Here is a 24,817-nt window from a genome sequence, read left to right as displayed (position 1 = left end):
ATGGCACTGACTCTCGACGCCGTCTCGATCACCGCCGCCGATCCGGCCCGGGCGCTCGATGGATACACGAGCACCTTCGCCCCCTCTCTCACCGACGGCGGGGAGGTCGCCGTCCTGGACCTGCACGGCCGCGGGCGGCTCGAGCTCGACCAGACCCCCGGCACGGCCCCATCCCCCGGCACGGTCCCATCCGGCTTCGACGGCTACGTCCTCACCTATCTGGTGGAGCAGCCCTCCGACGTCCGGGCGGTCATGCAGGCCGCGGCGGGCGCCGGCGCCCAGGAGCTCAAGCCGGCGAAGAAGGCCCTCTTCGGCTCCTTCTCCGGGGTCTTCCGCGCCATCGACGGATCCGTCTGGAAGGTCGCCGCGGGCACCCGCAAGGACTCCGACCCGGCGGCGTCCACTCCCAGGCCGACAGAGACCACCCTCATTCTCGGGGTGGGTGAGCCGACAACCTCCCGGGCCTTCTACGAGGCGCTCGGTCTGGTCCCGGACCGCGACTACGGATCGAAGTACATCGACTTCGCACCGCTTCCGGGGGCGACCCGCCTGTGCCTGATGCAGCACCCCGTGCTGGCCAAGGACGTCGGTGTGGGCCCCCAGGGGAGCGCCGGCACCGAGGGACGCTCGGGGAGCGCGCTGACGCTGAGGCACCGCGCCGCCACCCCCGCAGCCGTCGACGCCCTGCTCGACTCGGCCGCCGCGGCCGGCGGAGCAGTCACCACCCCCGGCGATGCCACCGACCATGGCTACCGCGGCGTCTTCACCGATCCCGACGGCTTCCGGTGGCTCGTCAGCACCTGACCGGCCACCACCGGCTCACACCCCGGCGCCGGCGAGCGCGACCGCGGTACTGAGTGCCGCCACCGTCGCCTCGTAACCGACATCCTGCCGCGAGCCGGGCAGGCCGGCACGGTCGCGCGCCTGCTCCACGCCGGTGCAGGTCAGCACGCCGAACCCGACCGGGACGCCGGTGCTCGTGGCCACCTGCGTGAGCCCCGACGTCACGCCCTGGCAGACGTACTCGAAGTGCGCGGTCGTCCCCTGCAGGACCATCCCGAGGGCCACCACGGCATCGAAACCGCCACGCGCCAGCCGGCCGGCGGCCACGGGCAGCTCGAAGCTGCCCGGCACCCGCACCACCTGCGGCTCGTCGATGCCGGCCTCCGCGAGCGCCCGGAGCGCCCCGGTGAGCAGGCCGGTGGTGATCTCCTCGTGCCAGCAGGCAGCCACGACGGCGACCCGCAGGTGGGGTACGTGCGGCACCTGGACCTGAGGTCCGGCGTGCGGGGCGGGGGTGCTCATGCGGTGGTCCTCTCGTGGGGGGTGGGCCGGCTCGGCAGCCAGGGCAGCACGTGCCCCATCCGCTCGGCCTTGGTGCGCAGGTAGGGAAGGTTGTCCGCGCCGACCGGCGCCGGTGCGGGCACGTGCGCGCTGACGTGTACCCCGCCGAGCGCCAGGGCTGCCGACTTGGCCGGGTTGTTCGACTGCAGGCGGACCGTCCGGGCGCCGACGTCAAGCAGGATGGCGGCGGCAGCGCCGTAGTCGCGGGCGTCGGCGGGCAGGCCCTGCTCCAGGTTCGCCTCGACGGTGTCGCGCCCCTGCTCCTGCAGGGCGTAGGCGCGGATCTTCGCGCTCAGCCCGGTGCCACGGCCCTCATGGCCGCGCAGGTACACGACGGCGCCGCGCCCGGAGGCGGCGATCGCCGCCAGCGCGTCCTCGAGCTGGGGCCCGCAGTCGCAGCGCAGCGAGCCGAACGCCTCGCCGGTCAGGCACTCCGAGTGCACCCGCACGAGCACGTCCCCGGCGCCGTCGAACCGGTCGCCGGGCCCGAGGCCGCGGCACAGTGCCACGTGCTCGATACCCGAGACGTCGGTGAACACGATCGAGCGGAACGGCCCGTGCGCCGTGGGGAGGGTCGCCGTCGCGGACCGGTGCACGCCGGACCGGGCGGGCGCCGGAGCGCCACCGGACCGGCAGCGATGGGCGACGAGCTCGGCCACGCTGACCACGGGCAGGTCGTGAGCCGCGGCCAGGGCGCGCAGCTCCTCGCCGCGGGCGGGGACGCCGTCGGGGGTGAGGATCTCGCAGATGACGGCGGCGGGCGCGCGCCCGGCGAGCCGGGCCAGGTCCACACCGGCCTCGGTGTGCCCGATCCGGCCCAGCACACCGTCGGGGTGGGCAAGGAGCGGGAAGACGTGCCCGGGCCGGGCCAGATCGCCGGGCCGGGTGGCCGGATCGGTGAGCAGCGCGATGGTACGGGCGCGGTCGGCGGCGCTGATGCCGGTGGTGATGCCCGCGGCGGCGTCCACGGAGACCGTGAAGGCCGTCCCGTGCGCCTCGGTGTTGCGCCGGACCATCGGCGCCAGCTCCAGCCGATCGGCGATCTCCCCGGCGACCGGTGCGCAGATGAGCCCGCGCCCGTGTGTGGCCATAAACGCGACGATCTGGGGGGTGATGGTCTCGGCGGCGGCCACCAGATCGCCCTCGTCCTCCCGGTCGGCGTCGTCGGTGACGATCACCATCCGGCCGGCGGCGATCGCGGCGATCGCGTCCTCCACCTCACGCACGGGCGGTCTCCCCGGCGGCGAGGAGGCGCTCGACCTGCTTGGCGAGCACGTCGACCTCGACGTTCACCCGGTCGGGCGGGGTGCGCCGTCCGAGCGTGGTGGCCTCGAGGGTGGCGGGGATGAGACCGATCGTCACCTCGCATCCCTCGGCGGTGTCGGTGAGCTCGGCGACCGTGAGGGAGACGCCGTCGATCGTGATCGATCCCTGAGCCACCACGTAGCGCGCCAGGTGGGCGGGCACGGCGACGGTCAGCCGGTCGGCCAGCTCGCCGCTGGTGCGCCCCACCACCGCCGCGACGGCGTCGATGTGCCCGGTGACCACGTGACCGCCGAAGCGCCCGTTCGCCGCGAGCGCCGGCTCGAGGTTGACCCGGTCCCCGGGTTCGCGCCGCCCGATCGTGGTCCGGTCCAGCGTGGCGGGCATGAGATCGGCCGTGAACTCCACGACGGCGCCGCCTCCGCCCTCACCCCCGGCGCCTTCCACCGTGGTCACGGTGGTGACCGTGACGCAGACACCGTCGACGGCGATGGAGTCACCCGGGGCGACGTCCCGCGGCAGCCTGCCCCGGACGCGGAGCCGGGCCCCGCCCGGGGCGGTCTCGAGCGCGGTGACGGTCGCGAGATCGGTGACGATTCCGGTGAACATGGTCTCTCCTTGCAGGGGTGGACGGCACGACGAGTGGTGGCGCGGCCGGAGAGCCGCTCACGGTTCCGTTCGGCGGACGGGGCGGGCGATGAGCCGGAGGTCGGCTCCCAGGGTGGTGACCTCGACCGGCTCGAGACGGTGGGCGCCCGCAAGGGTGCTCACGCCCGCATCGGCGAGTGCCGCCGCGCCGGCGCCGAGCAGGGCAGGGGCGAGATAGGCGACCACGCGATCGACCAGACCGGCGGCGAAGAACGAGCCGGCCAGGCGCGGGCCACCCTCGAGCAGCACCGACCTGACGTCACGCTCGTACAGGATGGCGAGCACCTCGTGCAGATCGGTCACGCCCAGCACCAGGGTGGGGGCGGCGTCGTCGAGGATGCGCGAGTCCGCAGCGGTGGTGCCGCGGGGGTCGAGGACCACCCGGAGCGGCTGGCGCCCGTCCGGCGGCGCCGGCCGCACGGTCAGCTGCGGATCGTCGGCGCGCTGGGTCCCCGCCCCGATGAGCACTGCGTCGGCCTCGTCACGCAGCCGGTGGACGTCGGCACGAGCCTGCTCACCGGTGATCCACCGGCTGCTGCCGTCGGCGGCCGCGGACCGCCCGTCGAGGGTGGCGGCAAACTTCCAGGTGACGTGCGGGCGGCCGGTGCGCTGCGCCGTCGACCAGGGTTCGAGCACGAGCGTGGCCGCCCGGGCCTGCGCGTCCGGCACCAGCGCACTGCCGGGGCCGTGCACCTCGACGCCATAGTGGCGCAGGACGTCGGCCCCGCCGCCGTGCAGGGGGTCCTCGAGCGCGTAGACCACGCGGGAGACCCCGGCCTCGAGCAGCGCCTCGGTGCAGGGGCCCGTCCGCCCGGTGTGCGGGCAGGGTTCGAGGGTGACCACGGCGGTGCAGCCGCCCAGGAACCCCTCCGGCGCCTCGTCGGGTGCGAAGACCCGTTCCGCGGCGTCGGCGATCGCGGCGACCTCGGCGTGCGGGCCGCCGGGGCGCTGATGCCACCCCTCGCCCACGGTGTGACCCTCGATGTCGAGGATCACGCACCCGACGGCGGGGTTCGGGCTGACCCGGCCCAGTCCGCGGGCGCTCAGCTCGATGGCGTGATCGAGGGCGTCGACGACCAGGTCGTGGTCGCGATCACGCGGAAGGGACATGGCCACCTGGGTCCTCCTGCGCTAGGGCGCAGCCCGGGGCCGGCGACGACGAACGGCACCTCGCCACCGGCACGAGCCGACGGGAGACGCCGACCGTCGCGCGCGCACTTCCTCCCATCCGGACTTTCACCGTCGGTCCAGGAATCTCACCTGGTCAACCGGCCGCTGGCTGCGGCCGGGTCGCGGACTGTTACCGCCGGTTCGGAATTACACCGACCCCGGAGTGCGCGAACTTCAGTTCGACGCCGCCAGTCTTGCACACCGCTCCGGCATCGTCTGCGCCTTCGTGGCCGATCTCACTCCGGCAGGTGGTCCCCGATCAGCGCCAGGCACTGCATCGTCGCCAGGCTCCCCTGGGCGGCGTCGTTGGTCCACAGCGTCGGGGCATCGTCGACCGGGGCGGGCACGTACGGCGGCAGCGTCTGCGTGGACACGAAGTCACCCCGCATCCGCTCACCGCCCACGAAGAACGCCCGCCACGCCCGCTCCGCCAGGTCCGGGCGGCCGAGCCGGTTCGCGGCGTAGGCGAGCACCCGCGCATGCGGCTGCTCGAACGGCGCTCCCCCGTGCTCGGAGCCCAGCTCGGCCACCTGCTCCTCGGCGCTGCCGAGGTAGAGGCGGCAGTACTGCAGCCAGGCGTCGCGGAACCCGGGGGCATCGTCCTCGGGCACCAGGTCCACCAGTTCGCTGCACACCTCGACCAGGCCGAACATGATCGACAGGTGCGAGGCGCCCACCCGCTCACGCGAGGTGTCGAAGCGCCCGGTGTCCAGGTCGTAGAGCGCCTCACCGGTGAAGAAGCCGTACCTGAGCGCCCCGATGTCGGCCATCGTGCCGAGCAGCCGGTCCCGGGAACGGGGGTTCCCGGTGATCTCCCAGTCGGCGAGCCAGGTCGCCGCGAGCGCACTCCAGTCCGTTCCCAGGCCCACCCCGACGGCGTTGCGCTGCGGGGCGTAGGTGGCCGCGTCCGGGCGGACCTTGCGCACCGGGTCCAGGCCGAGGAAGGTCTCGTCGCTCTCGCGCAGCTCGAGCATCAGGTCCCGGGTGTGCTCGTCGGCGGTCAGGAAGTAGTGGTGGCGCCGGTAGGCCGGCGTGGAGATGCGCAGCTGCTTGGCGCTGCACCCCCAGTGCTGGACGTTGTGCCGGGTACCCAGGCCCTTCCACTGCCCGGCGTGGTAGACGTCGACGTCTCCGGTGTGCCGGGTGAGCCGCTCGGCCAGCCGGAACACGTCGGCCCGGCCGGTCCGCAGGAAGGACGTCCACAACCACAGGTCCGGGGAGAGCTCGGAGTTGTCCCAGGCGTAGCCGCCGACGTCGTAACGCCACGTGTGCCGGTCGGCGTCGTAGGAGTGCATGAGGTCGCCGTAGTTCCAGAAGCCGTACCAGGAGCGCTGGTCGATCTGCCCGACGTAGAAATCCAGCAGCGCCGTCAGCCTGTCCTCCAGCCGGGCGCGCGCGGGGGTGCTGCGCTCGGGCAGGTCCCAGTCACCGAACACCCCGGCGGCGTGCAGCACCTGCGGGGTGGGAGCGAGCCGGGGCGCCTGCACGGTGTGCCGCACCTGCGCCGCGAGCTGCTCCACAGCCGGCGTGGCGGCGTAGCCGACGAGGTCCAGCTCGTGCGTGCGCGCGATCCCGTGCGCATCGCCGAAGCCCGGCTCGTAGTCCTCGTAGGTGATGTCGAGGGCGTCGAGCTGCTGCTCGTAGGTCTCCTGGCCGAGGCCGTCGTGATAGAAGCGCAGGTCCATCGGTTCGGCGTCCGGCGACCACAGCCACATCGTCAGCGAGCCGGCCGCATCCGGCCCGGCAGCGGCGGCGCCGGCGATGTCGATCCCGGTCGGGTGGGACTGCCAGAACCCGGTCAGCCCCATGCCGAGCCCGCCGGAGGTGTCGCCGAGGTAGCCGAATCCGTCCGACCGGGTGCCCTCGGTCACCCCGATCCATGCGTGCCCGGGCTGGGTGCGTTTGCGGATGGTGAAGCCGTTGGCGCTGTGCTGGCGCAGCTGCCAGGCATCCCAGGTGGGGATCCAGCGCGCGAGGCGCGCGACGTCCTGGTCCCAGGTCTCCGGCGACGGCGTGGGCTCGCCCGCCAGCTGCGCCTGACGCACCGCAGCGCCCGGGTCCCGTCGCAGGCCCGTCAGGCCGCGCACGGCCTCCCGGAGCAGCCCGCCGCCGGCGCCGGCCAGGCGCACGTGCCGGTCGTGCGGCTCGGCGCGCAGCGGGACGTCGAAGCGGATCCCGAGCGAGGACAGGAAGTCGGCGTCAGCGTCGCCGTCCCAGACGAAGGAGTGCACCAGGCGCAGCCGGGGCGAGCCGGCCACCGCCACCAGCCGCACCGTGAACGGCAGCCACCGGCGGCCGCCGTCGGTGTGGTGGCGGCCCTCGAGCCGGACCACGGCCCGCACGGGTCCGGACTGCTCGACCTCGACCCGTTCGACGTGGCCGATCCCGTGGTCGCGCGAGCCGTGGTCCGGATCGGGTCGTCCCTGCACGCTCGAGATCAGCACCCCGCCGCGGGCCACCTCCCGACCCTCGACCTCGAGGGACTCCACCAGCACCGGCCCGCTCGGCGACAGCCGCACGACCATCGCACCGGTGTCGATCGTGACGCCTCCGGAGGTCTCGCTGACGCGCACGGTTGCCGACGGCGGCGGCGCGGGGGCCTCCGAGCGCAGCCGGTAGGAGCTGCTGGGCTCATCGGTGGCGCCGAGGGCGATGCCGGTCCACTTGACGCTGCCGTCCGGCCAGGTGGCCAGCGGCCACAGCTGCGCCGGCACCGGGGCACCGCCGGCGTCGACCACGCCCAGCGCCGCGAAGTCGAGCGTGCCGGCGCCGCCCCCGACGGCTCCACGCGGGAGCGGGGCGCCCAGGGTCGCCCCCGCCGGCAGGCCGGCCGGGGTCTCGTCGTCGATCCAGCGCAGCGGGACATCGATCGTGGTCATCATGACAGCGGGGTCACCTCGAGGTTGCGGTAGTGGGCGATGAGCGGGGACATCTGGCGCAGGCCGATCCGGCCGCCGCCGAGCGGGGCGCCGGTGGCGGGGTCGTCGTCGGTCCAGCGGAACAGCTCGAGCTCGTCGACGGCGAAGGAGACGTGCGGGCCGCGTTTGACCACCCGGATCCGGTAGTGACCGTCGGCGTCCTCGGGCCCCGGAAGCGGGTCGGCGCCCTGGGCGACGAGGTGGAAGCCGGGGCTCTTGCGCAGGTTGCAGGTGCGCAGGCGCCGCTCGGTGGCCCACTTCCGGCGCAGGTAGGACACGTGCAGCGTGGCGATGTCACCGGAGTGGTACTGGGGATAGAAGCCGGTGCGCTCGGCCAGCGCGGGATCGAAGAGGTCCTCTCCCCGTGCGCCGGTGGCGGCGAAGAACAGCATCGCCAGCCCGGCGCCGGCCAGTGGCCGGAACTCCCAGGTGATCTCCACGTCGGGTCCGAAGATCTCCGGGCACCAGTAGGTGACGTGGGCGTGGTCGCCCCGCCCCCCGGCCTCCAGGGAGGCCTCGTCGGCGGTGCTGAACAGTTCCATACCGCCGTCGGCGAAGCGCGTGCCCACGGGGCCTTCCGGCACCCATCCGGCCAGGTCCGACGGCGTGGCGAGGGCATTGCGATAGGTCACGGTTGCGCCACCCATCGGCCGAGTGGCTCGCCGTCGTCGTCCAGACCGCGGATCGCGCGCAGGTTCTCGGCCACGAAGCCGGCCACCGCACGCGCCCCGTCCAGGCCGAAGTGGGTGGTGTCGCGCGCCTCCTCGGGCGCCCGGTCCGGCTTCCCGTGCGGGAAGATCACCGGGCCTGCCTCGTCCCCGAGCCAGGTGTAGAGCCAGCGCGTGAACGCGGTCAGCTCGATCACCGGCACCTCCAGGTTCCTGCCGAGCCGGCGGACGGCCCGCGGGTAGCCCCCGTGGGAGGCGCGCAGGGCGCCGTCGTCGGTGTGGAGCAGCCGCTCCACGCTCGTGGTCAGCACCGCGAGGCCGGACCGCTCGCGCACCTGCTCGACGAACCCGGTGAGGTTCTGCGTGTAGCGCCCGTCGGCGGCGAGCTCGTCAAGCTTCTGGTCGTTGTGACCGAAGCCGAGGATCACGGTGTCGCCCGGCGCGATCGCCTCGATCGTCTCCTGCCACCGGCCCTGGGCCACGAACGAGTCCGTCGTCGCCCCGCCGATGGCCCGGTTGGCCACGGGCTCCTCGACGAACTCGGCCAGCACACCGCCCCAGCCGATCACCCCGGAGCCGTCGAGCGGGCCGGGAGCGAGGGTGGAGTCTCCCGCCAGATGGATGGTCATCGGCTCATCCCTTGACGCTGCCGATCAGCATGCCCTTGGCGAAGTGCTTCTGCAGGAAGGGGTAGGCCAGCAGCACCGGGATCGTGGCCACCATCACGACGGCGAACTTGATCCCCTGGGCCGGTGGCGGCACCTCGGTGTTGAGGTCGTCCGGGCTCAGCGAGGCCGAGGCGGTCACCTGGCGCAGGATCATCTGCAGCGTCCACTTGTTCTGGTCGTTGAGGTAGAGCAACGGCGACATGTAGTCGTTCCAGATGCCCACCGCGTAGAAGAGCGCGAAGGTCGCCAGCACGGGCTTGGACAGCGGCATCACCACGTTGGCGAGGATGCGCAGCTCGTTCGCGCCATCGATCCGGGCGGACTCCTCGAGCTCCTTGGGCAGCTCCTGGAAGAAGTTCTTGATGATGATCAGGCTGAACGGATTGATCGCCATCGGCAGGATCAGGGCCCAGTAGCTGTCGAGCAGGCCCAGATTCTTCACGATCAGGAAGGTGGGGATCATCCCCGCGCTGAAGACCATCGTGAAGACCACCAGGGTCATGATGGTGCGCCGGCCGGGCAGGTCCACCTTGGCCAGCGGGTAGGCCATCAGCGCCGTCAGGGCGAGCTGGACGAACGTCCCGACGAGGGTGACCACCACCGTCGTGATGAACGCGCGCACGAAGACGCTCGAACTCAGGATCGACTCGTAGGAGGCGGTCGTGATCTCGGTGGGCCAGATGAAGAACGGCCGGGTGGTGATCTCGTACTCGGTGGCCAGAGAGCCGGCGAACACGTAGAGGAACGGCAGGATCGCCAGCGCACCCACGCCCACCAGGAGCACGACGTTGACGACGTCGAAGACCTTGCCGGCCGGAGTGTTGAAACGGTACTTGACCCGATTGGGCCCGATCGTGGTCGCCATCAGAAGATCCCTGCCTGGTTGAACCGCTTGGCCAGCCAGTTCGTGCCGAAGATGAGGATGAGTCCGACGATGGCCTTCGCGAGGCCGACCGCCGTGGAGTAGCTGTAGGCACCCTGCTGGATACCCGTGAAGTAGACGTAGGTGTCGAAGACGTCGGCCACCGACCGGTTCAGCGCATTCGACATCAGGTAGATCTGCTCGAAGCCGGTGTTGAGGATCTGGCCGGTCTGCAGGATCAGCAGCACGATGATCGTGCTCATGATCGAGGGGATCGTGATGAAGCGGACCCGTTGCCACCGGCCCGCGCCATCGATGATCGCCGCCTCGTACTGCTCCTGGTCCACGCCCGCGAGCGCCGCGAGGAAGATGATCGTCCCCCAGCCGGTGTTCTTCCAGATCTCCTGCAGCAGGATCAGCGGACGGAACCAGGCCGGATCGGCGAGAAAGTTCGTGCTCGTGCCGAAGAGGTCGTTGACCAGCGTCCACAACGGCCCGTTCCCGACGGCGAACAGCAGCCCGGTCAGGGAGACCACGACCGTCCAGGACAGGAAGTGCGGGATGTAGACCAGGGTCTGCACCGTGCGCTTGAGGATGTTCAGCCGCAGCTCGTTCAGCAGCAGCGCCATGACGATCGTGACCGGGAAGGCGATGAACAGCGTCAGCCCCGCGATGATGAGGGTGTTGCCCAGCAGCCGGGGGAAGTCCGGGTTCGAGAAGAAGTCGGCGAAGTGGTCCCAGCCGACCCACTCGCTGCCCTCGATACCCAGGAACGGCACGTAGTTGCGGAACGCGATCTGCGCCCCGTACATGGGCCAGAAGCGGAAGATGAGGAAGTACGCGATGCCGGGCAGCATCAGGAAGAACAACCAGCGGTAGCGCAGCAGGTTCTGGCCCAGGTTGCGACGGTTCTTGGGGGGCAGCCCCTCGCCGGAGGTCTCGACCGCCACGGCCTGCGTCGTCGTCGTTGTCATACCGCTCCTCTCTGAGCGCGGATGGTGTCCGGTGCGGGGCAGCGCAGGCGCCACGGGCCTGCGCGTGCCCCGCACCGGTGAGGAGCTGGGTCAGCCGAGCTCGTCGTAGAGCGCGTTGATCTCCTCGGTGACCGTGTCACCGCCGCTGGTGCGCCAGCGCTCGATCGCCTCCTCGAGCCCGGCCTCGTCGATCTGCCCGGCCAGGTACTGGATCCGGGCGTCACCGATGATGTTGTCGAGCTGGGTGCCGTTGGTGGTGTAGGTCTCGGAGACGAGGCCGGCCGCCGGGTTGAACACCGCGTTGGCCTGGTCCTCGGCCTGCAGCTCCAACCGCAGCTCCTCGAAGGCCACGTCGGCCTCGCCCTCGGGCAGCGGGGAGTAACCCTCGTAGCCGGCGACGTTCATCCCGAGCTGGGCCCACGCCCCGGTGACCTGGTCGGTGAAGTCCTGGCGCTCGGGGTCATAGTCGGCGTAGCCGTCGACCACCTCGAAGTTGTCACCCTCGATCCCGTTGTTCATCAGCACCTGTGCCTCGGTGGTGTTGAGCTCGTCGAGGACGGTGAGCACCTGGGCGAGCTGCTCCTCGGTCTGCACCGACGAGCGCGGGATGGCGAGGAAGCCGGCGTACCCGGTGGTCGGCAGCGCATAGGCGCCGTTCGGGCCCTCGACCTGACCGACCAGCGCGACGTGCTCGTCCGGGTCCTCCCCGCCCTGGCGGAACAGGTCGCGCAGCTGCGCGGCACGGGACTGCACGTCGAGGATGATGCCACCCTCGCCGTTGAGGAACGGCTCGTTCCACGTGGCCGGGTCCATCGTGGCGTAGTCGGGGTTGATGTAGCCGCTCTGGACGAGCTCACGCTCGTACTCCAGGGCCTCGCGCCACTCCGGTGTGGTGAAGGCGGGGATGAGCTCGCCGCCCTCCTCGCGCCACACGTTGCCGGAGCCGTGCCAGACCTCCATGGTGTCGTAGGGGCTGTTCGTCCCGATGCCGCCCGGCCACTGCGGCGCGATCATGCCGTAGGTGTCGTCCTCGCCGTTGCCGTCGGGGTCGTCCTCGGTGAAGGCGCGGGCGATCTCGGCGAGGTCCTCGGTGGTCTCGGGCTCGTCGAGACCGAGGTTCTCCAGCCAGTCCGCGCGCAGGATGACGCTGGCGCGGATGACGTCGCGCGCCCGGTAGACGCCGAAGACCGTGCCGTTGACGCTGGAGGCCTCCTGCACCTCGGGGTTCTCGGTGACCAGGTTCGGGTAGTCACCCGAGGCCAGGTGCTCGGTGAGGTCCCAGAAACCGCCGGCCTCGGCCGTGGAGACGAAGCCCTGATCCTTGCCGGTGATGACCATGACGTCGGGGATGTCGTCGCCGGCCAGCACCGTGTTGATGCGGTCGCCGTAGGAGGAGTTCGGGACCCACTGGATCTCCAGCGGCATCCCCGCGAGATCGCTCAGCGCGCTCCCGACCGGGTCGTCGCTCTCCGGCGGCACCTCGGCGAAGTAGGGCGACATGATGGTCAGGGACTCCAGCTCGCCTCCTTCGCCACCGGTGTCGCCGTCACCGCTGCATGCGGTCAGGGCCAGGCCACCCGCTGCCAGCACGGCTACGGGGGCAAGGATTCGCTTGTTCATGGTTGTCCTTTCGTGAGTACTTCGTCGGCCTCACTGGGAGGGAGGGTGCTGCGGGGGTCAGAGGGTTGCGTCGAGCGCACGGTCGTTCGCAGCGAAGAACGACAGGCACAGGGCCGTGCACAGGTAGAGCCAGGCACCGAGGGTGAGGACGGGCAGGAGCCCGGGTAGGGCGATCGTGAACGCCGTCGCCAGTGCCGTGGCGACCGCCAGGAGCAGCGGCGCGCCCGGGAAGCGGACGGCGAAGGCGCCGGCGAGCCGAAGGCACTCCCCCGCTCCGAGCTCGTAGTGGGCATCCATGACGACCGCCAGGATCTGGTGGACCACCGCCAGCCCGAGCGCGACCGCGAGCGCCACGGCGAGGACGTCGTGACCGGGCTCGCCGCGGAAGAGGAGCAGGTTGGACGCCAGCAGCGCGATGACGACGTTGCCGGCCGCCTGCAGGCGGTTGGCACGCCAGAACTCACGGCGCCAGATCGTCGCGAAGGTCCGTAGCCAGGGGTGGGTCTCGGAGCGCAGGCGCCGGCGCGAGCAGGCGACCGCAGCCGCCACCGCCGGTGCCCACCCCAGCAGAACGGCGCCGGCCAGGGTGAAGACGACGACGAGGATGTTCATCATGGCCATGAAGGCCAGCGCCTCCGCCCAGCCGTACAGGCGACCGGTGCCGCTGACGGCGGGTGGTGCTACGTGGCCGGTGGGCGTCGCCGCGTCGCGGCTCCGAGTCTCGCTGAGCGTCATCGCACGTCCACCTCACCATTGATCCGGGCAGGCGGCGCTCGCTCGTGAAGCGATACAGAACCGACGCCTGCGGCGGCTCCCAGGAAAGGGGTTTCCCGGGCTTGAATGGATTCACAATAAGCACGCCCCGGGGGCGGCGTCAACCGGCTCGGGAGACTTCCCGGATCGGGTGCGGGTGAGCAGGCAGCCGGGCGCGCAGGCGCGGCGGACAGTGCCGCTGCGGATCGGTCGTCCGACGGATCGGTCGTTCAGCGGATCAGCGGATCCGCCGTCACCGCAGGGCCGGCGCCTCGACCAGTTCGGCGACCGCCGACAGGGTCCGGCGCAGCTCCTGCGCCTTCTCCAGGCCCAGCGCGCCGAAGAGGGCATCGGCCAGGCGGATGCGGACGGCCTCTACCTGCTCGAGCACGGCGTGCCCGCTCGCGCTGACGTGCACCAGTCCGAGGTCGCCCCTGGGATCGGACTCGTGCGCGTGGCGACCCACCAGCCCTCGGTCGGCCAATGAGTCGACCGTGGCCTCGGCCGCGTCCGGGACCTGCCCGGTCGAGTCGGCGATGGCCCGGGGGTGCTCGGCGCCGGCGGCGATCGCGGCGAGCACCTGCACCTCGCCGGCCCGCAGACCGGTGGTGGACTCGATCGCCCGGGCGAGCTGAGTCCCGGCGTCGCCGATGCGGCTGAGCTCGTCGGCGAGGGAGAGGATCTCGGCGACCCCGGCGGCGGGCGCCACGTCCCTGACGTTGACCACGGACAGGGCGGTACCGGCGTCGCGTGTGCTCACGGGCGCCTCATGGATCATGCTCACACCTCTGACAACGTGCCGGGTCGCCGCTGAGTTCCCCCAGCGGCGACCCGGAACTTCGGCTCAGGCGTTCGCCCGCTCCGGCTGCCTGCTCTCCTCGGCGGCCCCGTCCTCGTCGTCGGCGAAGAGGTTCTCGGCATTGCCGGACCGGTAGCGGTCCTCGTCCAGGATGCCCTCCCGCTTGGAGACGATGGCCGGCACGAGCGCCTGCCCGGCCACGTTCACCGCCGTGCGCCCCATGTCGAGGATCGGGTCCACGGCCAGCAGCAGGCCCACGCCCTCCAGCGGCAGCCCGAGGGTGGACAGCGTCAGGGTGAGCATGACCACCGCCCCGGTGAGCCCCGCCGTCGCGGCGGAACCGACCACCGAAACGAAGGCGATCAGCAGGTAGTCGGTGACCGACAGGTCGATGCCGTAGAACTGCGCGACGAAGATCGCCGCGATCGCCGGGTAGATGGCGGCGCAGCCGTCCATCTTGGTGGTCGCGCCCAGCGGCACCGCGAAGGAGGCGTACTCCCGCGGCACCCCGAGGTTGCGCTCGGTGACGCGCTCGGTCACCGGCAGCGTGCCGATCGAGGAGCGGGAGACGAAACCGAGCTGGATGGCCGGCCATGCGCCCCTGTAGTACGGCAGTGCCGGCAGCCCGTTCGCGCGCAGCAGCACCGGGTAGAGCACGAACAGCACGAGGGCCAGACCCACGTAGATGGCGACGGCGAAGGTCGCCAGCGGTGCGAACAGGTCCGTGCCGTAGGTGGCCACGGCCCGCCCGATCAGGCCGAGCGTGCCCAGCGGGGCGAGCCGGATGATCCACCAGAGCACCTTCTGGATCACCACGAGCGCGGAGGCGTTGAAGCTGAGGAAGGTGTCCGCCTTCGGGCCCGAGCGCAGCGCCGCGATCCCCACCACGAGGGCGATCACCACGATCTGCAGCACGTTGAAGTTCAGCGAGACCGAGTCCTCGCGCAGGCCGGCGTCGAGGCCGAGCACGTTGCTGGGGATGAGGCCGGTGAGGAAGTCGACCCAGGAACCGGTCCGGCCCGGCGCCTCGGCCAGATCGGCACTGATCGAGGTGTTCTCCCCGGGCCGGAAGATCAGTCCGAGCGCCATGCCGATCGCCACCGAGACCGCCGCGGTGATGGCGAACCAGAGCAGCGTCTGCCCGGCCAGGCGGGCGGCGTTGGAGACCTTGCGCAGGTTGGCGATCGAGGCGACGATCGCCAGGAAGACCAGCGGGGGCACGATGGCGCGCAGCAGCGTGACGAACGACCCACCGATGGTGGCGAGCGTCTCCGTGAGCCAGTTCGGGTCCTCGTCGGGGCCGACCGTACCCATCTGCAGGGCCACCCAGCCGAGCAGGGCACCGAGGACGAGGCCCAGGACGATCTGGACGCTGAAGGAGGGCAGACGCAGGCGCCGGCGCCGGGAGTCCGGAGCGGGCGCCGTCGAGGGCGTGGAGGTGTCGGTGGACACAGGGGGCCTTTCGCAGGATGGGCGGTTCGCCGGCCTCACGCGCACGGGTGCGGCGCCCGAGACCGTCAGGCGTACATGACCCACGTCCGCGGGCCGCAGAAGATCCTGCACCGGCGCCCGGGCCGGACATGCGAGGAGCCCGGAACAGTCCGCATGCTGGACAGCTCCGGGCTCCTCGCGATCGGGCTACAGGGTCCCGGCGGTGGGGTCCCAGTCGATCGGCAACGGCTCGGGCACCGTGACCGAGCTGGTGAGCTCGATCGAGCTGCGGGTGCTCGCCGCCTCCGCGATGGAGATCATCACGTCCAGCACGTGGAAGGCGATCTCGCCGGAGGCCCGCTCGGGGCGCCCGGAGCGGATCGCCCGCGCCAGCTCGACCACGCCGGTCCCGCGGGTGGTGGTGCTGCCCACGGCCGGGATCTGCTCGGCCTCCTTCGCCGCAGGTGCCCACCACGCGGTGGACCCCTCGAAGGTGTTGGGGTCGGGCACCACGACCGCGCCGGTGGTGCCGGTGACCTCCAGCAGGGTGCGCCGGATCTCGGACTCGAAGCTGAACACGGCCTGGGCGGCCGCGCCGGACTCGAACTCGATCAGCGCGCTGTGGTGGGTGGGCACGTTCACCGGGAACTGGGTGCCCGCCTTGGGCCCCGACCCGATCACCCGGACCGGGCGCGCGGTGGAGGCCGTCGCACTGACGCGGGTGACCGGGCCCAGCAGGTGCACCAGCGCCGTCAGGTAGTACGGGCCGATGTCGAACAGCGGGCCGGCGCCGGTGTCGAACAGGAACTCCGGGCTGGGGTGCCAGGACTCCGGCCCCGGCACCTGGAACAGCACGAGGCCGTTCAGCGGCGTACCGATGCGACCGGCGCGCAGCTCACGGATCGTGGTCTGCAGCCCGGCGCCCAGAACCGTATCGGGAGCACAGGCGACCCGCAGACCCGCGGCCCGGGCCGACTCCAGCAGCTGACGACCCGAGGGCCGGTCCAGCGCCAGCGGCTTCTCGCTCCACTGGTGCTTGCCGGCCGCGACGATCTGCTGACCCACCTCGGCGTGCACGGCCGGGATGGTGAGGTTCAGGACGATCTCGACGCCCTCGTGCGCCAGCAGCTCGGCCACGGTCCCGTGGCCCGGCACACCGAACTCCTGGGCCTGGGCCCGCGCCCGCTCGACGTCGAGGTCGGCGATGAAGAGCACCTCGAGGTCGGGGAAGATCGTCAGGTTTTTGAGGTACTGGGTGCTGATCACTCCGGCGCCGATGACGCCGACCCCGACGCGGCCGGCCATCACGCGCGCTCCTTGAGGTAGGCCAGGCTGGTGGCGACGCCCTCGAAGACGTCCCCCTCGTAGTCGTCGAACTCGACGACACGGACGGCGTCCGGGGCGGCGGCGAGGATCGCCTCGACGGGCGCCTGGCCGGCACCGGCCGGCAGCTGGGCCTTGTTGTCGCGGGTCAGCGGGCCGTCCTTGACGTGGATGTGGGTCACGCGCGCGCCCAGCCGCTCCAGCAGCGCCGGGGCCGGCTCGCCTCCGACCTCGGCCCAGTAGGTGTCGACCTCCAGCACGACGCGCTCGTCGAGCGCGGCGGCGAAGATCTCCAGCGCGGGGGCGCCCTCGATCCGGGACAGCTCCCACCAGTGGTTGTGGTAGCCGATGGCCAGGCCCTGCTCGGCGCCCAGGGCGGCCAGCTCGTTCAGCCGGGCGGCGAGCCCTTCGACGGACTCGCGCGTCTGCCAGTGCTCGGCCGGGATGGCCGGATCGATCAGCGTGGACATCCCGAGGGCGCGGGCTGCCTCCAGCACGGGCGCCGGGTCGTCGGCGAGGACGAGCTTGGCGTGGCCGGAGGTCAGGCGCACACCGGAGGCCTGCGCGGCGTCCCGGTACTCCTGGACGCGGTCGACGAAGCCGAACGCCTCGGCCTCGGTGAACCCGATGTCGGCGATCCGGTGCAGGGTGCCCGCGAGGTCCGCCTTCATGGCGTCGCGGACGGAGTACAGCTGGACGGAGATCGGTGCTCCGGTCATGATCAGGCTCCTCGGTGAGTCAGCTCGGTGCAGTGCACCAGCCACGATACTCGGAAGCACCCAATGAACGAAACGTTTCGATCCGAGGCGACCTGCAACGGGGCGACCGCCTCGGGCGGGGGATGTCGCGATCGTCAGCGCAGGCTGAGGGCGAGGCGGCCGAACGCCGGTGAGATCGGGCGCACGGTCGCCCCCTGCGCCAGGCGGACGTCCTCGATCACGGCCGTCGTCACGCGCTGACTGTCCGCCGCGCCGAACGGGACGTGCAGCCGCGGCGGCGCCTCGTGGGAGACGCCGGCGGGGATCACCCGAACCGCACCGCCGTAGAGATGGCGGGCGGGTGCGAACTGTGACCGCAGGGCCGTGGCGGCCTCGGCCTCGACCACGCGCACCTGCGCTGCGCCGTCGAGCTCGCCCAGCAGGCGGCCGAGATCGACCAGCGCGCTCGCTCTCGACCGGGCGACGCTGACCAGGACGACCGGGAGCTGCCGCTCTGCCGAGAGCAGCCACGACACCAGCGGGGCCACGTCCGGGGCGTCCGTCATGAGCATGGCGTCGAGGCTGTTGTCGTTCATACCCATACAGACCCGGCGGGCCGCTTTCCGTGACGCTCACCCGGTGTGATCTTGATCACACCTCGGGATGACGTTCGTCATGCGTCGCCGGTGACAGGACCGCGACCAACCGGTGCGCACCGGCACTACCGGCGGCCCCCCTCCGGCACGAGGCTGGCTGATGTACCGCACGTCGTGGCCGGATCGCCGGCCTGGAGAAGGAGCCTGATCATGATCGAGTCGTTGCGCGAGTTCACCGAGGGACTGCCCACCGTCATCCAGTGGCTGGGCGTGCTGCTGGCGAGCGCCATCCCGTTCGTCGAGTCCTACTTCGGGTCGGCGATCGGGGTCCTCGCCGGACTGAGCCCGTTCGTGGCGATCCCCGTCGCGATCATCGGCAACGGCGCGTCGATGGCCATCCTCGTGCTCACTGCCGCCCGCGTGCGGAAGTCGGCGACGAAGAACGGTACCGCGGAGCCATCCCCGCGCCGCGAGCGCCTCAAGCGCATGTTCGACCGGTTCGGCGTGCCCGGGGTGAGCCTGCTGGGGCAGACGGTGCTACCCAGCCAGATCACGTCGATGGCGATGGTCTCCTTCGGCGCGTCCCGCAACGCCGTCATCGGGTGGCAGCTCGTCTCGATCGCCCTGTGGGGGATCGCCTTCGGCACCCTCGCCACGCTCGGGATCGACGTCTTCGCCACGTGAGCCGCATCCGGGTGACCCCGGACGGGCCGAGCCGGCCCGTCCGGGGTCCGAGTGCACGCACCTGCAGGGCCCGGGGGAGAGACCGCAGTAGTAGCACTCACCCCATAGGACCTCGATCGAGGTCGATCGTCACGCCAGAACGGGTGTGACCTCGGTCATAACCGAGGTGCGATGGGTCAGGAGTTGCGCAGCGCCTCGATGAGCTCGTCCTTGTTCATGCTGGAGCGTCCCTCGATGCCGACCTCGGCGGCCCGGTCGTGGAGCTCGTCCACGGTCCAGTCCTCGTAGGCCTGGGAGCTGCCGCCCTTCTGCCCCACCTTCGACCGGGACGACGACGCCGCCTGGTTGGCGATGCGCGCGGACTTCTCCTTGGAGTTGCCTTCATCGCGCAACTTCTCGTAGAGCTCGTCGTCCTTGACGCTGGGGCCGGGCTTGTCGCTCGCGGGCATGGCAATCATCCTTTCCTCCGGGGCGAGCCGGCGGCTCGCCGGTGTCGTTCAGCGCTCGGGCTCGAGCGCGCTCTCACGTCCCTCGCACCCGCAGCGCGCGGCCGTGTCGGTGCAGCCGACGGTGAGCCAGTGCGCGTCCGCCGGATCGACGCAGGCGCTGCGCGTGCAGTCCCAGCTCCCGTCGAGGTGGTCGACACGACTGCCGGAGCACTCGCGCACGGTCTCGCTCGCGTCGGCCCTCATGAGGCGCGCCTGCGGGATCCGGTCTCGGACAGGGCCGCCACGAGCTGCTTCTTGGTCATCTGGGATCGACCGCCGATGTCCCGCTCCTGGGCGAGGTCGTAGAGCTCGCTCTTGGACATCTGCTCGAGCCGGTCCTCGGGCGGAGGCGTTGCCGGGCTCCGGCGCGGCGAGTCCGCGCCGCCCTGCCGGCGTGCCCGCGACTCGTCCACGGACCGGCGCAACGCCTCGACGAGATCGACAACGTTCTCCTCGCTCTCCTCCCGCTCACCGGTGGCCACTGCCCCCTCCCCCTGTGCCTTCGCCACCACGAGCTCGAGCACCTTCTCGCGGTAGGTGTCGGCGTAGGCGTCCGGGTCCCATGGGCCTGTCATGGCGTCGATGAGCGAGGTGGCCATGTCGATATCGCGCCCTGCGGGGGCGGCGCTCGTCGGCAGGTGGGAGAGCTCACGCTGCGGGTCGCGGACCTCGTCGGCGAAGTGCATCGTCTCGAGGGCGAGCGCGTCGCCGTAGGGGCGCACGACGGCCAGGTACTGGCGCGAACGCATGACGAAGTTCGCGATCCCGACCCGCCCGCTCTCGCGCATCGCGGTGGCCAGCAGCGCATAGGCACGCTCGGCGGACTCGTTGCGTGGGCCCAGGTAGTAGGTGCGCTGGTAGTAGACCGGATCGATCTCGGCGGTGTCGACGAAGTCGGTGATCTCGATGACGCGGGAGCGGCCGGGGGCGATCTCGTCCAGTTCCTCCCGCTCGAGCAGCACGTACTCCCCCGACTCGAGCTCGTAGCCCTTGACGATGTTCTCGTAGGGAACCTCATCGCCGGTCTCCTCGTTGACCCGCTGGTAGCGGATCCTCGCGGAGGTGCCCTTCTCGAACTGCCGGAACCGCACGCTGCGATCCTCGGTCGCCGCGTACAGGCCGACCGGGACGTTCACGAGTCCGAACGCCAACGCTCCCGTCCACAGCGAGCGCGCCATCTGTCCTCGCTCCCTTCATCACCCACGGTCATCGCGCCGGGCGCGTCACGGCGTGGGCTGACCGCCGTTGACATGGATCGTCGCGCCGACGACGTAGCTGGACTCGGGCGAGGCGAGAAAGACGTACGCGGGCGCGAGCTCGGTCGGCTGGCCGGCGCGGCCCAGGGGTGTCTTCTTGCCGAACTCCGGCAGTGCCTCCTCCGGCTGGCCCTCCGCCGGCTGCAGGACCGTCCAGATCGGGCCCGGCGCGACCGCGTTCACCCGCACGCCCTCCGGGGCGAGCTCCTCGGCGAGGCCCTTGGTGAAGTTGTTGATCGCCGCCTTGGTGGAGGCGTAGTCCATCAACTTCGGGGAGGGCTGGTAGGCCTGGATCGAGGTGCTGTTGATGATCGAGGAGCCGGGCGGAAGGTGCGGCAGCGCGGCGCGGGTGACCCGGAAGAAGGACAGGATGTTCGCGGCGAAGGTGTCCTCGAGCTGCTCGTCGCCGATGCTGGCGAGGCCCTCACCGGCGATCTGCCGGCCGGCGTTGTTGACCAGGATGTCCAGGCCCCCGAGCTCCTCGGCGGCACGCCCGGGCAGCTCGGCGCAGAACGAGGCGTCGGTGAGGTCGCCCGGGATGGTGACCGCACGCCGTCCGCACTCGGTGATGATGCGCGCGACGTTCTGCGCGTCGCTCTCCTCGGCAGGCAGGTAGTTAATGGCGACGTCGGCGCCCTCGCGGGCGAAGGCGATCGCGGTCGCGGCCCCGATACCGGAGTCGCCGCCGGTGACCAGCGCCTTGCGTCCCTCGAGCCGGCCAGTCCCGCGGTAGTTGTGCTCGCCGATGTCGGGCTGCGGTTCCATCTCGGATTCGAGTCCGGGCTCGGGCTGGTGCTGCTTGGGTGGGCTGATCGAGGCGAAGCGCTCGACCGGGTTGGTGAAGGTCAGCTGATCGGTGCTCATCTGCGCTCCTGACGTAGGCCGTACACGTGAGATTCCAGCGTGCGCCGCTCCGGCGAGGTCCGCATCTCGGGCCGGGCCGCGGCGGGAGAATGCCTTATTGCGAGCTGCTCCAGGCATCGGGGCTCACACGTTCGTGGAGGCGTTCCAGCGTGCGCGCCTGCTCGCGCGCGTGCTCGGCGAGCTCGTCGAACACCTCCTGGGGGAGGTTGAGGTCGGCGGAGAGCGTCTGCAGCGTCCGCCACAACCCGAGCTTGCCGTGGACGACACTGAACATCAGCTCGATCTCCAGCAGCGGCGTGGTGGGTGAGGTGCTCACCACGTGCCGGTTCGCCTTGGCCCGGCCCAGCCGTTCGGCCAACCAGCCCAGCGCGGCACGGAAGGGCCGCGGGTGCAGGCCTAGGACGTGGATCAGCTCGCGCAGCAGCTCCCGCTCGCGGGTGAGATCAGCGCTGAATCGGGCGAGGTCCGGGCCAAGCGGTCCATCGGCGAGGTCGGAGGCCATCCGCCGGGCCCGCTCGCGGCCGGCGGTGGCACCGGCGAGGTGATCGGCCAGGTAGAGGCCGAGCAGGCCGCCGTCGATATGGTCCGGCACACGCGCATCGAACGCCTCCGCCGGCAACTCGCGCGGACCGCTGCGGCCGAGCGACGTGCGTGCCTCGGTGCGGGCGGGCACGAGCGACTCGACGGGCCCGCCGAAGGAGCGCTCGCGAGGTCGCATCGGTGGACTGGCGGCGCCGCTGAGGTCGGCCACACCCGTGGCCATCTCGTGGACGGTCTCCGCGGCCGACCGCTCGGCTCGCCAGCCGAGTTCGCGGATCCGCGCGGTGTCCATCACCGGCACGTTCATCGCCATATCGAGCCAGCCGGCGTCGGGGGCCAGGAGCCGCGCCCGCCAGCCGTAGTGCAGCAGCGGACGCAGGACTGCCGCCGGGACCTCCACGTGGCGGCCGTGGTCGAGGATCTCGGCCAGCTGGGGGGCCCGCAACGTCTCGGGTGCAGCGACGTTGAACGCCCCTCCCGCTCGGTGTCGGACCACGGCGGCATAGGCACGTCCGACGTCGTGGCCGTGCACGACCTGCAGGCGCAGGCCGCGCGGCAGCGGCAGGATCGGGATCCGGCCCGGCCGCAACAGCGAGCGAGGGACGAACGGGCCCAGGAAGTAGCGACCGATCGCGGCCCCGGCGTCGGGCCGGAACACCAGTGCGGTGCGCATCCGGGTCACGACCATCGCGGGGTGGGCTGCCTCGACCTCGTCGAGGACCCGCTCCTGCGCCGCCTTGTCCACGCTGTAGTGGGAGGAGGGGATGCCGTCCCGGCTCGCCGTCTCATCGCGGAGGCCACCGTCGGGAACGGGCGAGTAGACCGCCCACGAGGAAGCCACGACCAGGTGCTGCACCTGCGCCGCGGCGGCCGCCTCGGCGACCAGCCGCGTCCCCTCCACGTTCACCCGGCGCATGTAGTCGCGCTGATGGTTCGGCTGGATCGCCCAGGCGAGGTGGACGACGGTGTCCGCGCCCTCGAACACCTCGCGCAACCGGGGCTGCAGCTCGGCCGGGCTCGTGGCCAGGTCGATCCGGCGCCAGTCGACGCCGCTGTAGGGAGCGGTGCGCTCATCGGGCAGCCGCCGCGCCAGCCCTACGACCTCGGTGACCGACTCCTCCGCAGCGAGTGCCTCGAGCACGCTGGTGCCCACATTCCCGCTGGCGCCGACAACGACGACCCTCATCACCCATCTCCGTCCCGACGCCGGGCGCCTCATGCTGCCTCGATGCACGCCACTATTCATCGTCCTCCGCCCCTTCGCAGTCCGAGACCGCACCTCCCAGGTCGCGTGGACGGCCGATCTGCGTGACCGTGGAAGGGACCGAAGGACGCCGACCAGACGGAGGAGCACGCCATGGACACCTGTTTCACCTGCGGCAACGAGTACGACAAGCCGCTCACCGTGACCCAGGGCGGCCGCACCGAGACCTTCGACAGCATCGAGTGCGCGATCCACGTGTTCGCACCGACCTGCGCCCACTGTGGTTGCCGGATCCTGGGCCACGGGGTGGAGTCCGCGGAGGCGATCTACTGCTGCGCGCATTGCGCCCACGTCTCGGGCGAGACGGAGCTGACCGACCGGGCGTGACCGGGCGCGCGCTCACGACTCCCGCAGCAGCGTGCGCACCGCCCTCTCGCTCACCTCGTCCGGCTCCGAGTCCGGCGCCGGGAGTTCGAGCGCGCCCTCGCTCCGGTAGGCCTCGAGCACGCGCGGGTCGATATAGGCCGAGCGGCTGACCGCGGGGGTGTTGCCGAGGTGGTCGGCCACGTCGGCGATCGTGCGGGTGAGGTGATCGCGGATGGTGGCTTCGTCCTCGGCGGGCCCGGCCGCCGCGAGGGTCACCGCGGCGAGCACCGTGGCGTGCCAGGTTCGGAAGTCCTTGGCGCTGGCGTCAGTGCCCAGCCTGTCCTTGAGGTAGGACGCGATCGTCGTGGTGCCCAGCGGTTCCCACCCCTGGCCGGTGCGATGGGCGAGCAACCGGTCACCGCCGGATCGCCGGCGGCGCAGCAGGGCCAGTGGCGCGAGCAACTCCTCCGCGTCGAGCTCCAGGTGCCGGTGCTGACCGGACTTGGCGGGATAGTCGAAGACGGCGACCCCGTCCCTGCGCAGTCGCAGGTGCTGCTTGCGCAGGGTCGCCAGCCCGAAGCTGCCGTGCTCGGCCTCGTACGCCTCGGAACCGATCCGGAACAGCCCGCGGTCGAGGAGGCAGAAGGCGACGGCACACGCGCGCTAGCGTGGCATCCCGGTCAGGGCCAGATCGCGGGTCACCCTCCGCCTCGCAGCGGGCAGCCGCTCCGCGACCTCGAGGACGTGCTCGTACTTCTCGGCGTCGCGTGCCGCCCGCCAGAGCGGGTGGTAGAGGTACTGGCGACGCCCCGCACCGTCGGTACCGACGGCCTGGATGTGGCCGTCGGCGTGCGGGCAGATCCACACGTCCTCCCAGGCCGGCGGGATCGCGAGCTCCCGGCATCGGCACACTCCAGCCGCCCCGCTCAACCGCCGCCCGTGGGTGTCCAGGTACACGAAGCCGCGGCCGGCACGCCGACGACCCCACCCCGGGGTCTCGGGGTCGGAGCGGCGGACGGCCTGCATCGGTGCCTGCTCAGCCCTGTGCGCAGGTGCTGTCGGTCCCACCGAGTTTCCTGAGGTAGCGGTGCCACTCCTCGGCGCGGGCTGCATCCTCGGCCATCTGGCCTCTCCAATCCGGCTCCGGTCCCGAGCCTGGTGTGAGCGACCAGTGTGTGCACGGGCGACTGACCGCGCATCCGGAGCTTGCCCCCAGGTCATGCGAAGAACATGCGCCCGGTTGCGGGTCTGCCAGACCGGTACCAGGCTGGAGAGCACGGACGCCCCTCCGCAGGGAGCGACCGTCCACGCATTCGACCGAGAGGAGCACCCATGGGCGCCGAGGACAAGATCCGGAACACCGCGCAAGACCTCAGCGGGAAGTCCAAGGAGGCTGCCGGTGAGGCCACCGACGACGAGCAGCTGGAGGCCGAGGGCAAGGCTGACCAGTCAGCCGCGAGCCTGAAGCAGGCCGGCGAGAACGTCAAGGACGCCTTCAAGCGCTGAGCCGAAGCACGCGTCGAACGCCGTGCAGGTGACTTTCCTGCACGGCGTTCTCGCGTCTGGGGGCGCCAGGGGCGAGAAACCGGCAGGCGACGACCAGAGTGACTTCCAATCGCCGTCCGATGCTCTGCGCTGCACCGCCCGGGCACTCGCGTGAGGCGGCGCCACCCAGGTGCT

At 71.5% G+C, this 24,817-nt stretch carries 27 protein-coding genes and 1 riboswitch; of the genes, 4 read left to right on the top strand and 23 right to left on the bottom strand.

From position 1 onward, the window contains the following. The gene (locus LQF12_RS03510) at window positions 1–804 is read left to right on the top strand and encodes a VOC family protein (RefSeq protein WP_231054615.1); all 804 of its coding nucleotides are present in this window, start codon (window positions 1–3) and stop codon (window positions 802–804) included. 15 nt (window positions 805–819) lie between these two features. Here the strand turns inward: LQF12_RS03510 and ribH are convergent, their stop codons facing one another. The 16 genes from ribH to LQF12_RS03430 form a co-directional block, all read right to left on the bottom strand. Continuing rightward, entirely contained in the window at window positions 820–1,305 is a 486-nt protein-coding gene (ribH, locus tag LQF12_RS03505) for a 6,7-dimethyl-8-ribityllumazine synthase (RefSeq protein ID WP_354004693.1), read from the bottom strand. Further along, window positions 1,302–2,570: a 3,4-dihydroxy-2-butanone-4-phosphate synthase gene (ribB, locus tag LQF12_RS03500; RefSeq protein WP_290370727.1), complete on the bottom strand. Its 1,269-nt coding sequence runs from the start codon at window positions 2,568–2,570 to the stop codon at window positions 1,302–1,304. Before ribB ends, ribH begins: the two co-directional genes overlap by 4 nt. Continuing rightward, window positions 2,563–3,216, bottom strand: a complete 654-nt coding sequence (locus LQF12_RS03495; RefSeq protein WP_231054614.1) for a riboflavin synthase — start codon at window positions 3,214–3,216, stop codon at window positions 2,563–2,565. The genes ribB and LQF12_RS03495 overlap by 8 nt, the downstream gene beginning before the upstream one ends. Before the next feature lie 57 nt (window positions 3,217–3,273). Next, window positions 3,274–4,365: a bifunctional diaminohydroxyphosphoribosylaminopyrimidine deaminase/5-amino-6-(5-phosphoribosylamino)uracil reductase RibD gene (gene ribD / locus LQF12_RS03490; RefSeq protein ID WP_231054613.1), complete on the bottom strand. Its 1,092-nt coding sequence runs from the start codon at window positions 4,363–4,365 to the stop codon at window positions 3,274–3,276. A gap of 100 nt (window positions 4,366–4,465) precedes the next feature. Next, a riboswitch (FMN riboswitch) is annotated at window positions 4,466–4,596 on the bottom strand. Between the two features lie 65 nt (window positions 4,597–4,661). Next, complete coding sequence (locus LQF12_RS03485; protein WP_231054612.1) at window positions 4,662–7,307, bottom strand: exo-rhamnogalacturonan lyase family protein; 2,646 nt, start codon at window positions 7,305–7,307, stop codon at window positions 4,662–4,664. Beyond that, window positions 7,304–7,990 (bottom strand): DUF1961 family protein, encoded by a 687-nt coding sequence (locus LQF12_RS03480; protein ID WP_231054611.1) that lies wholly within the window; start codon window positions 7,988–7,990, stop codon window positions 7,304–7,306. The genes LQF12_RS03485 and LQF12_RS03480 overlap by 4 nt, the downstream gene beginning before the upstream one ends. Beyond that, window positions 7,972–8,640 carry a GDSL-type esterase/lipase family protein gene (locus tag LQF12_RS03475; RefSeq protein ID WP_231054610.1) on the bottom strand — a complete coding sequence of 223 codons (669 nt, stop codon included), beginning with the start codon at window positions 8,638–8,640 and terminating at the stop codon, window positions 7,972–7,974. Before LQF12_RS03475 ends, LQF12_RS03480 begins: the two co-directional genes overlap by 19 nt. 4 nt (window positions 8,641–8,644) lie before the next feature. Beyond that, window positions 8,645–9,544, bottom strand: a complete 900-nt coding sequence (locus LQF12_RS03470; protein ID WP_231054609.1) for a carbohydrate ABC transporter permease — start codon at window positions 9,542–9,544, stop codon at window positions 8,645–8,647. Further along, on the bottom strand, window positions 9,544–10,515 hold the full coding sequence (locus LQF12_RS03465; RefSeq protein ID WP_231054608.1) for an ABC transporter permease: 972 nt from the start codon (window positions 10,513–10,515) through the stop codon (window positions 9,544–9,546). Before LQF12_RS03465 ends, LQF12_RS03470 begins: the two co-directional genes overlap by 1 nt. A gap of 90 nt (window positions 10,516–10,605) precedes the next feature. Then, a complete protein-coding gene (locus LQF12_RS03460; RefSeq protein WP_231054607.1) occupies window positions 10,606–12,135 on the bottom strand; it encodes an extracellular solute-binding protein in 1,530 nt (509 codons plus the stop codon). Window positions 12,136–12,192: 57 nt separating this feature from the next. Then, window positions 12,193–12,870 (bottom strand): DUF624 domain-containing protein, encoded by a 678-nt coding sequence (locus tag LQF12_RS03455; RefSeq protein ID WP_231054606.1) that lies wholly within the window; start codon window positions 12,868–12,870, stop codon window positions 12,193–12,195. Between the two features lie 271 nt (window positions 12,871–13,141). Continuing rightward, entirely contained in the window at window positions 13,142–13,648 is a 507-nt protein-coding gene (locus tag LQF12_RS03450) for a MarR family winged helix-turn-helix transcriptional regulator (RefSeq protein ID WP_231054605.1), read from the bottom strand. An 84-nt stretch (window positions 13,649–13,732) separates the two neighbouring features. Continuing rightward, complete coding sequence (locus LQF12_RS03445) at window positions 13,733–15,139, bottom strand: dicarboxylate/amino acid:cation symporter (RefSeq protein WP_231054604.1); 1,407 nt, start codon at window positions 15,137–15,139, stop codon at window positions 13,733–13,735. Between the two features lie 186 nt (window positions 15,140–15,325). After that, window positions 15,326–16,423: a Gfo/Idh/MocA family protein gene (locus LQF12_RS03440; RefSeq protein ID WP_231054603.1), complete on the bottom strand. Its 1,098-nt coding sequence runs from the start codon at window positions 16,421–16,423 to the stop codon at window positions 15,326–15,328. Continuing rightward, window positions 16,423–17,160, bottom strand: coding sequence for a sugar phosphate isomerase/epimerase family protein (locus LQF12_RS03435; RefSeq protein WP_231054602.1), 738 nt, complete (start codon window positions 17,158–17,160; stop codon window positions 16,423–16,425). The genes LQF12_RS03440 and LQF12_RS03435 overlap by 1 nt, the downstream gene beginning before the upstream one ends. Before the next feature lie 134 nt (window positions 17,161–17,294). Continuing rightward, on the bottom strand, window positions 17,295–17,735 hold the full coding sequence (locus LQF12_RS03430; RefSeq protein WP_231054601.1) for a hypothetical protein: 441 nt from the start codon (window positions 17,733–17,735) through the stop codon (window positions 17,295–17,297). A 210-nt stretch (window positions 17,736–17,945) separates the two neighbouring features. Here LQF12_RS03430 and LQF12_RS03425 point away from each other — a divergent pair, with 210 nt between their 5' ends. Further along, window positions 17,946–18,419, top strand: a complete 474-nt coding sequence (locus tag LQF12_RS03425; protein WP_231054600.1) for a hypothetical protein — start codon at window positions 17,946–17,948, stop codon at window positions 18,417–18,419. 176 nt (window positions 18,420–18,595) lie between these two features. Here LQF12_RS03425 and LQF12_RS03420 read toward each other — a convergent pair whose 3' ends face one another. The 5 genes from LQF12_RS03420 to LQF12_RS03400 all read right to left on the bottom strand — a co-directional run bounded on the left by LQF12_RS03420 (window position 18,596) and on the right by LQF12_RS03400 (window position 22,753). Beyond that, window positions 18,596–18,868, bottom strand: a complete 273-nt coding sequence (locus LQF12_RS03420) for a DUF7218 family protein (protein WP_231054599.1) — start codon at window positions 18,866–18,868, stop codon at window positions 18,596–18,598. A 48-nt stretch (window positions 18,869–18,916) separates the two neighbouring features. Further along, on the bottom strand, window positions 18,917–19,111 hold the full coding sequence (locus LQF12_RS03415) for a hypothetical protein (RefSeq protein ID WP_231054598.1): 195 nt from the start codon (window positions 19,109–19,111) through the stop codon (window positions 18,917–18,919). Continuing rightward, entirely contained in the window at window positions 19,108–20,085 is a 978-nt protein-coding gene (ku, locus tag LQF12_RS03410; protein ID WP_231054597.1) for a non-homologous end joining protein Ku, read from the bottom strand. The genes LQF12_RS03415 and ku overlap by 4 nt, the downstream gene beginning before the upstream one ends. Window positions 20,086–20,130: 45 nt before the next feature. Beyond that, window positions 20,131–21,027 carry an SDR family oxidoreductase gene (locus tag LQF12_RS03405; RefSeq protein WP_231054596.1) on the bottom strand — a complete coding sequence of 299 codons (897 nt, stop codon included), beginning with the start codon at window positions 21,025–21,027 and terminating at the stop codon, window positions 20,131–20,133. Between the two features lie 94 nt (window positions 21,028–21,121). After that, entirely contained in the window at window positions 21,122–22,753 is a 1,632-nt protein-coding gene (locus tag LQF12_RS03400) for an NAD-dependent epimerase/dehydratase family protein (protein WP_231054595.1), read from the bottom strand. A gap of 171 nt (window positions 22,754–22,924) precedes the next feature. Between LQF12_RS03400 and LQF12_RS03395 the strand changes: the two genes are divergently transcribed. Beyond that, window positions 22,925–23,158, top strand: a complete 234-nt coding sequence (locus tag LQF12_RS03395) for a metallothionein (RefSeq protein WP_231054594.1) — start codon at window positions 22,925–22,927, stop codon at window positions 23,156–23,158. Between the two features lie 12 nt (window positions 23,159–23,170). Here the strand turns inward: LQF12_RS03395 and LQF12_RS03390 are convergent, their stop codons facing one another. Both LQF12_RS03390 and LQF12_RS03385 read right to left on the bottom strand, forming a co-directional pair. Then, window positions 23,171–23,752, bottom strand: a complete 582-nt coding sequence (locus LQF12_RS03390) for a site-specific integrase (RefSeq protein WP_231055497.1) — start codon at window positions 23,750–23,752, stop codon at window positions 23,171–23,173. 48 nt (window positions 23,753–23,800) lie between these two features. Beyond that, on the bottom strand, window positions 23,801–24,163 hold the full coding sequence (locus tag LQF12_RS03385) for a hypothetical protein (RefSeq protein ID WP_231054593.1): 363 nt from the start codon (window positions 24,161–24,163) through the stop codon (window positions 23,801–23,803). Window positions 24,164–24,469: 306 nt separating this feature from the next. Here LQF12_RS03385 and LQF12_RS03380 point away from each other — a divergent pair, with 306 nt between their 5' ends. Further along, window positions 24,470–24,643, top strand: a complete 174-nt coding sequence (locus LQF12_RS03380) for a CsbD family protein (protein WP_231054592.1) — start codon at window positions 24,470–24,472, stop codon at window positions 24,641–24,643. Window positions 24,644–24,817 lie beyond the last annotated feature (174 nt).

Origin of the sequence: Ruania suaedae (assembly GCF_021049265.1) — a bacterium.
GTDB lineage: Bacteria > Actinomycetota > Actinomycetes > Actinomycetales > Beutenbergiaceae > Ruania > Ruania suaedae.
The sequence above is the reverse complement of the archived record's forward strand: the minus strand, read 5'-3'. Positions and strand labels throughout refer to the sequence as shown.

What these genes read in the sequence shown, in the direction of transcription:
- LQF12_RS03510 (WP_231054615.1), top strand. Translation starts at nt 1, where the DNA reads ATGGCACTGACTCTCGACGCCGTCTCGATCACCGCCGCCGATCCGGCC.
- ribH (WP_354004693.1), bottom strand. Translation starts at nt 1,305, where the DNA reads ATGAGCACCCCCGCCCCGCACGCCGGACCTCAGGTCCAGGTGCCGCAC.
- LQF12_RS03495 (WP_231054614.1), bottom strand. Translation starts at nt 3,216, where the DNA reads ATGTTCACCGGAATCGTCACCGATCTCGCGACCGTCACCGCGCTCGAG.
- ribD (WP_231054613.1), bottom strand. Translation starts at nt 4,365, where the DNA reads ATGTCCCTTCCGCGTGATCGCGACCACGACCTGGTCGTCGACGCCCTC.
- LQF12_RS03485 (WP_231054612.1), bottom strand. Translation starts at nt 7,307, where the DNA reads ATGATGACCACGATCGATGTCCCGCTGCGCTGGATCGACGACGAGACC.
- LQF12_RS03480 (WP_231054611.1), bottom strand. Translation starts at nt 7,990, where the DNA reads ATGGGTGGCGCAACCGTGACCTATCGCAATGCCCTCGCCACGCCGTCG.
- LQF12_RS03475 (WP_231054610.1), bottom strand. Translation starts at nt 8,640, where the DNA reads ATGACCATCCATCTGGCGGGAGACTCCACCCTCGCTCCCGGCCCGCTC.
- LQF12_RS03470 (WP_231054609.1), bottom strand. Translation starts at nt 9,544, where the DNA reads ATGGCGACCACGATCGGGCCCAATCGGGTCAAGTACCGTTTCAACACT.
- LQF12_RS03465 (WP_231054608.1), bottom strand. Translation starts at nt 10,515, where the DNA reads ATGACAACGACGACGACGCAGGCCGTGGCGGTCGAGACCTCCGGCGAG.
- LQF12_RS03460 (WP_231054607.1), bottom strand. Translation starts at nt 12,135, where the DNA reads ATGAACAAGCGAATCCTTGCCCCCGTAGCCGTGCTGGCAGCGGGTGGC.
- LQF12_RS03455 (WP_231054606.1), bottom strand. Translation starts at nt 12,870, where the DNA reads ATGACGCTCAGCGAGACTCGGAGCCGCGACGCGGCGACGCCCACCGGC.
- LQF12_RS03440 (WP_231054603.1), bottom strand. Translation starts at nt 16,423, where the DNA reads ATGGCCGGCCGCGTCGGGGTCGGCGTCATCGGCGCCGGAGTGATCAGC.
- LQF12_RS03435 (WP_231054602.1), bottom strand. Translation starts at nt 17,160, where the DNA reads ATGACCGGAGCACCGATCTCCGTCCAGCTGTACTCCGTCCGCGACGCC.
- LQF12_RS03430 (WP_231054601.1), bottom strand. Translation starts at nt 17,735, where the DNA reads ATGAACGACAACAGCCTCGACGCCATGCTCATGACGGACGCCCCGGAC.
- LQF12_RS03425 (WP_231054600.1), top strand. Translation starts at nt 17,946, where the DNA reads ATGATCGAGTCGTTGCGCGAGTTCACCGAGGGACTGCCCACCGTCATC.
- LQF12_RS03420 (WP_231054599.1), bottom strand. Translation starts at nt 18,868, where the DNA reads ATGCCCGCGAGCGACAAGCCCGGCCCCAGCGTCAAGGACGACGAGCTC.
- LQF12_RS03415 (WP_231054598.1), bottom strand. Translation starts at nt 19,111, where the DNA reads ATGAGGGCCGACGCGAGCGAGACCGTGCGCGAGTGCTCCGGCAGTCGT.
- ku (WP_231054597.1), bottom strand. Translation starts at nt 20,085, where the DNA reads ATGGCGCGCTCGCTGTGGACGGGAGCGTTGGCGTTCGGACTCGTGAAC.
- LQF12_RS03405 (WP_231054596.1), bottom strand. Translation starts at nt 21,027, where the DNA reads ATGAGCACCGATCAGCTGACCTTCACCAACCCGGTCGAGCGCTTCGCC.
- LQF12_RS03400 (WP_231054595.1), bottom strand. Translation starts at nt 22,753, where the DNA reads ATGAGGGTCGTCGTTGTCGGCGCCAGCGGGAATGTGGGCACCAGCGTG.
- LQF12_RS03395 (WP_231054594.1), top strand. Translation starts at nt 22,925, where the DNA reads ATGGACACCTGTTTCACCTGCGGCAACGAGTACGACAAGCCGCTCACC.
- LQF12_RS03385 (WP_231054593.1), bottom strand. Translation starts at nt 24,163, where the DNA reads ATGCAGGCCGTCCGCCGCTCCGACCCCGAGACCCCGGGGTGGGGTCGT.
- LQF12_RS03380 (WP_231054592.1), top strand. Translation starts at nt 24,470, where the DNA reads ATGGGCGCCGAGGACAAGATCCGGAACACCGCGCAAGACCTCAGCGGG.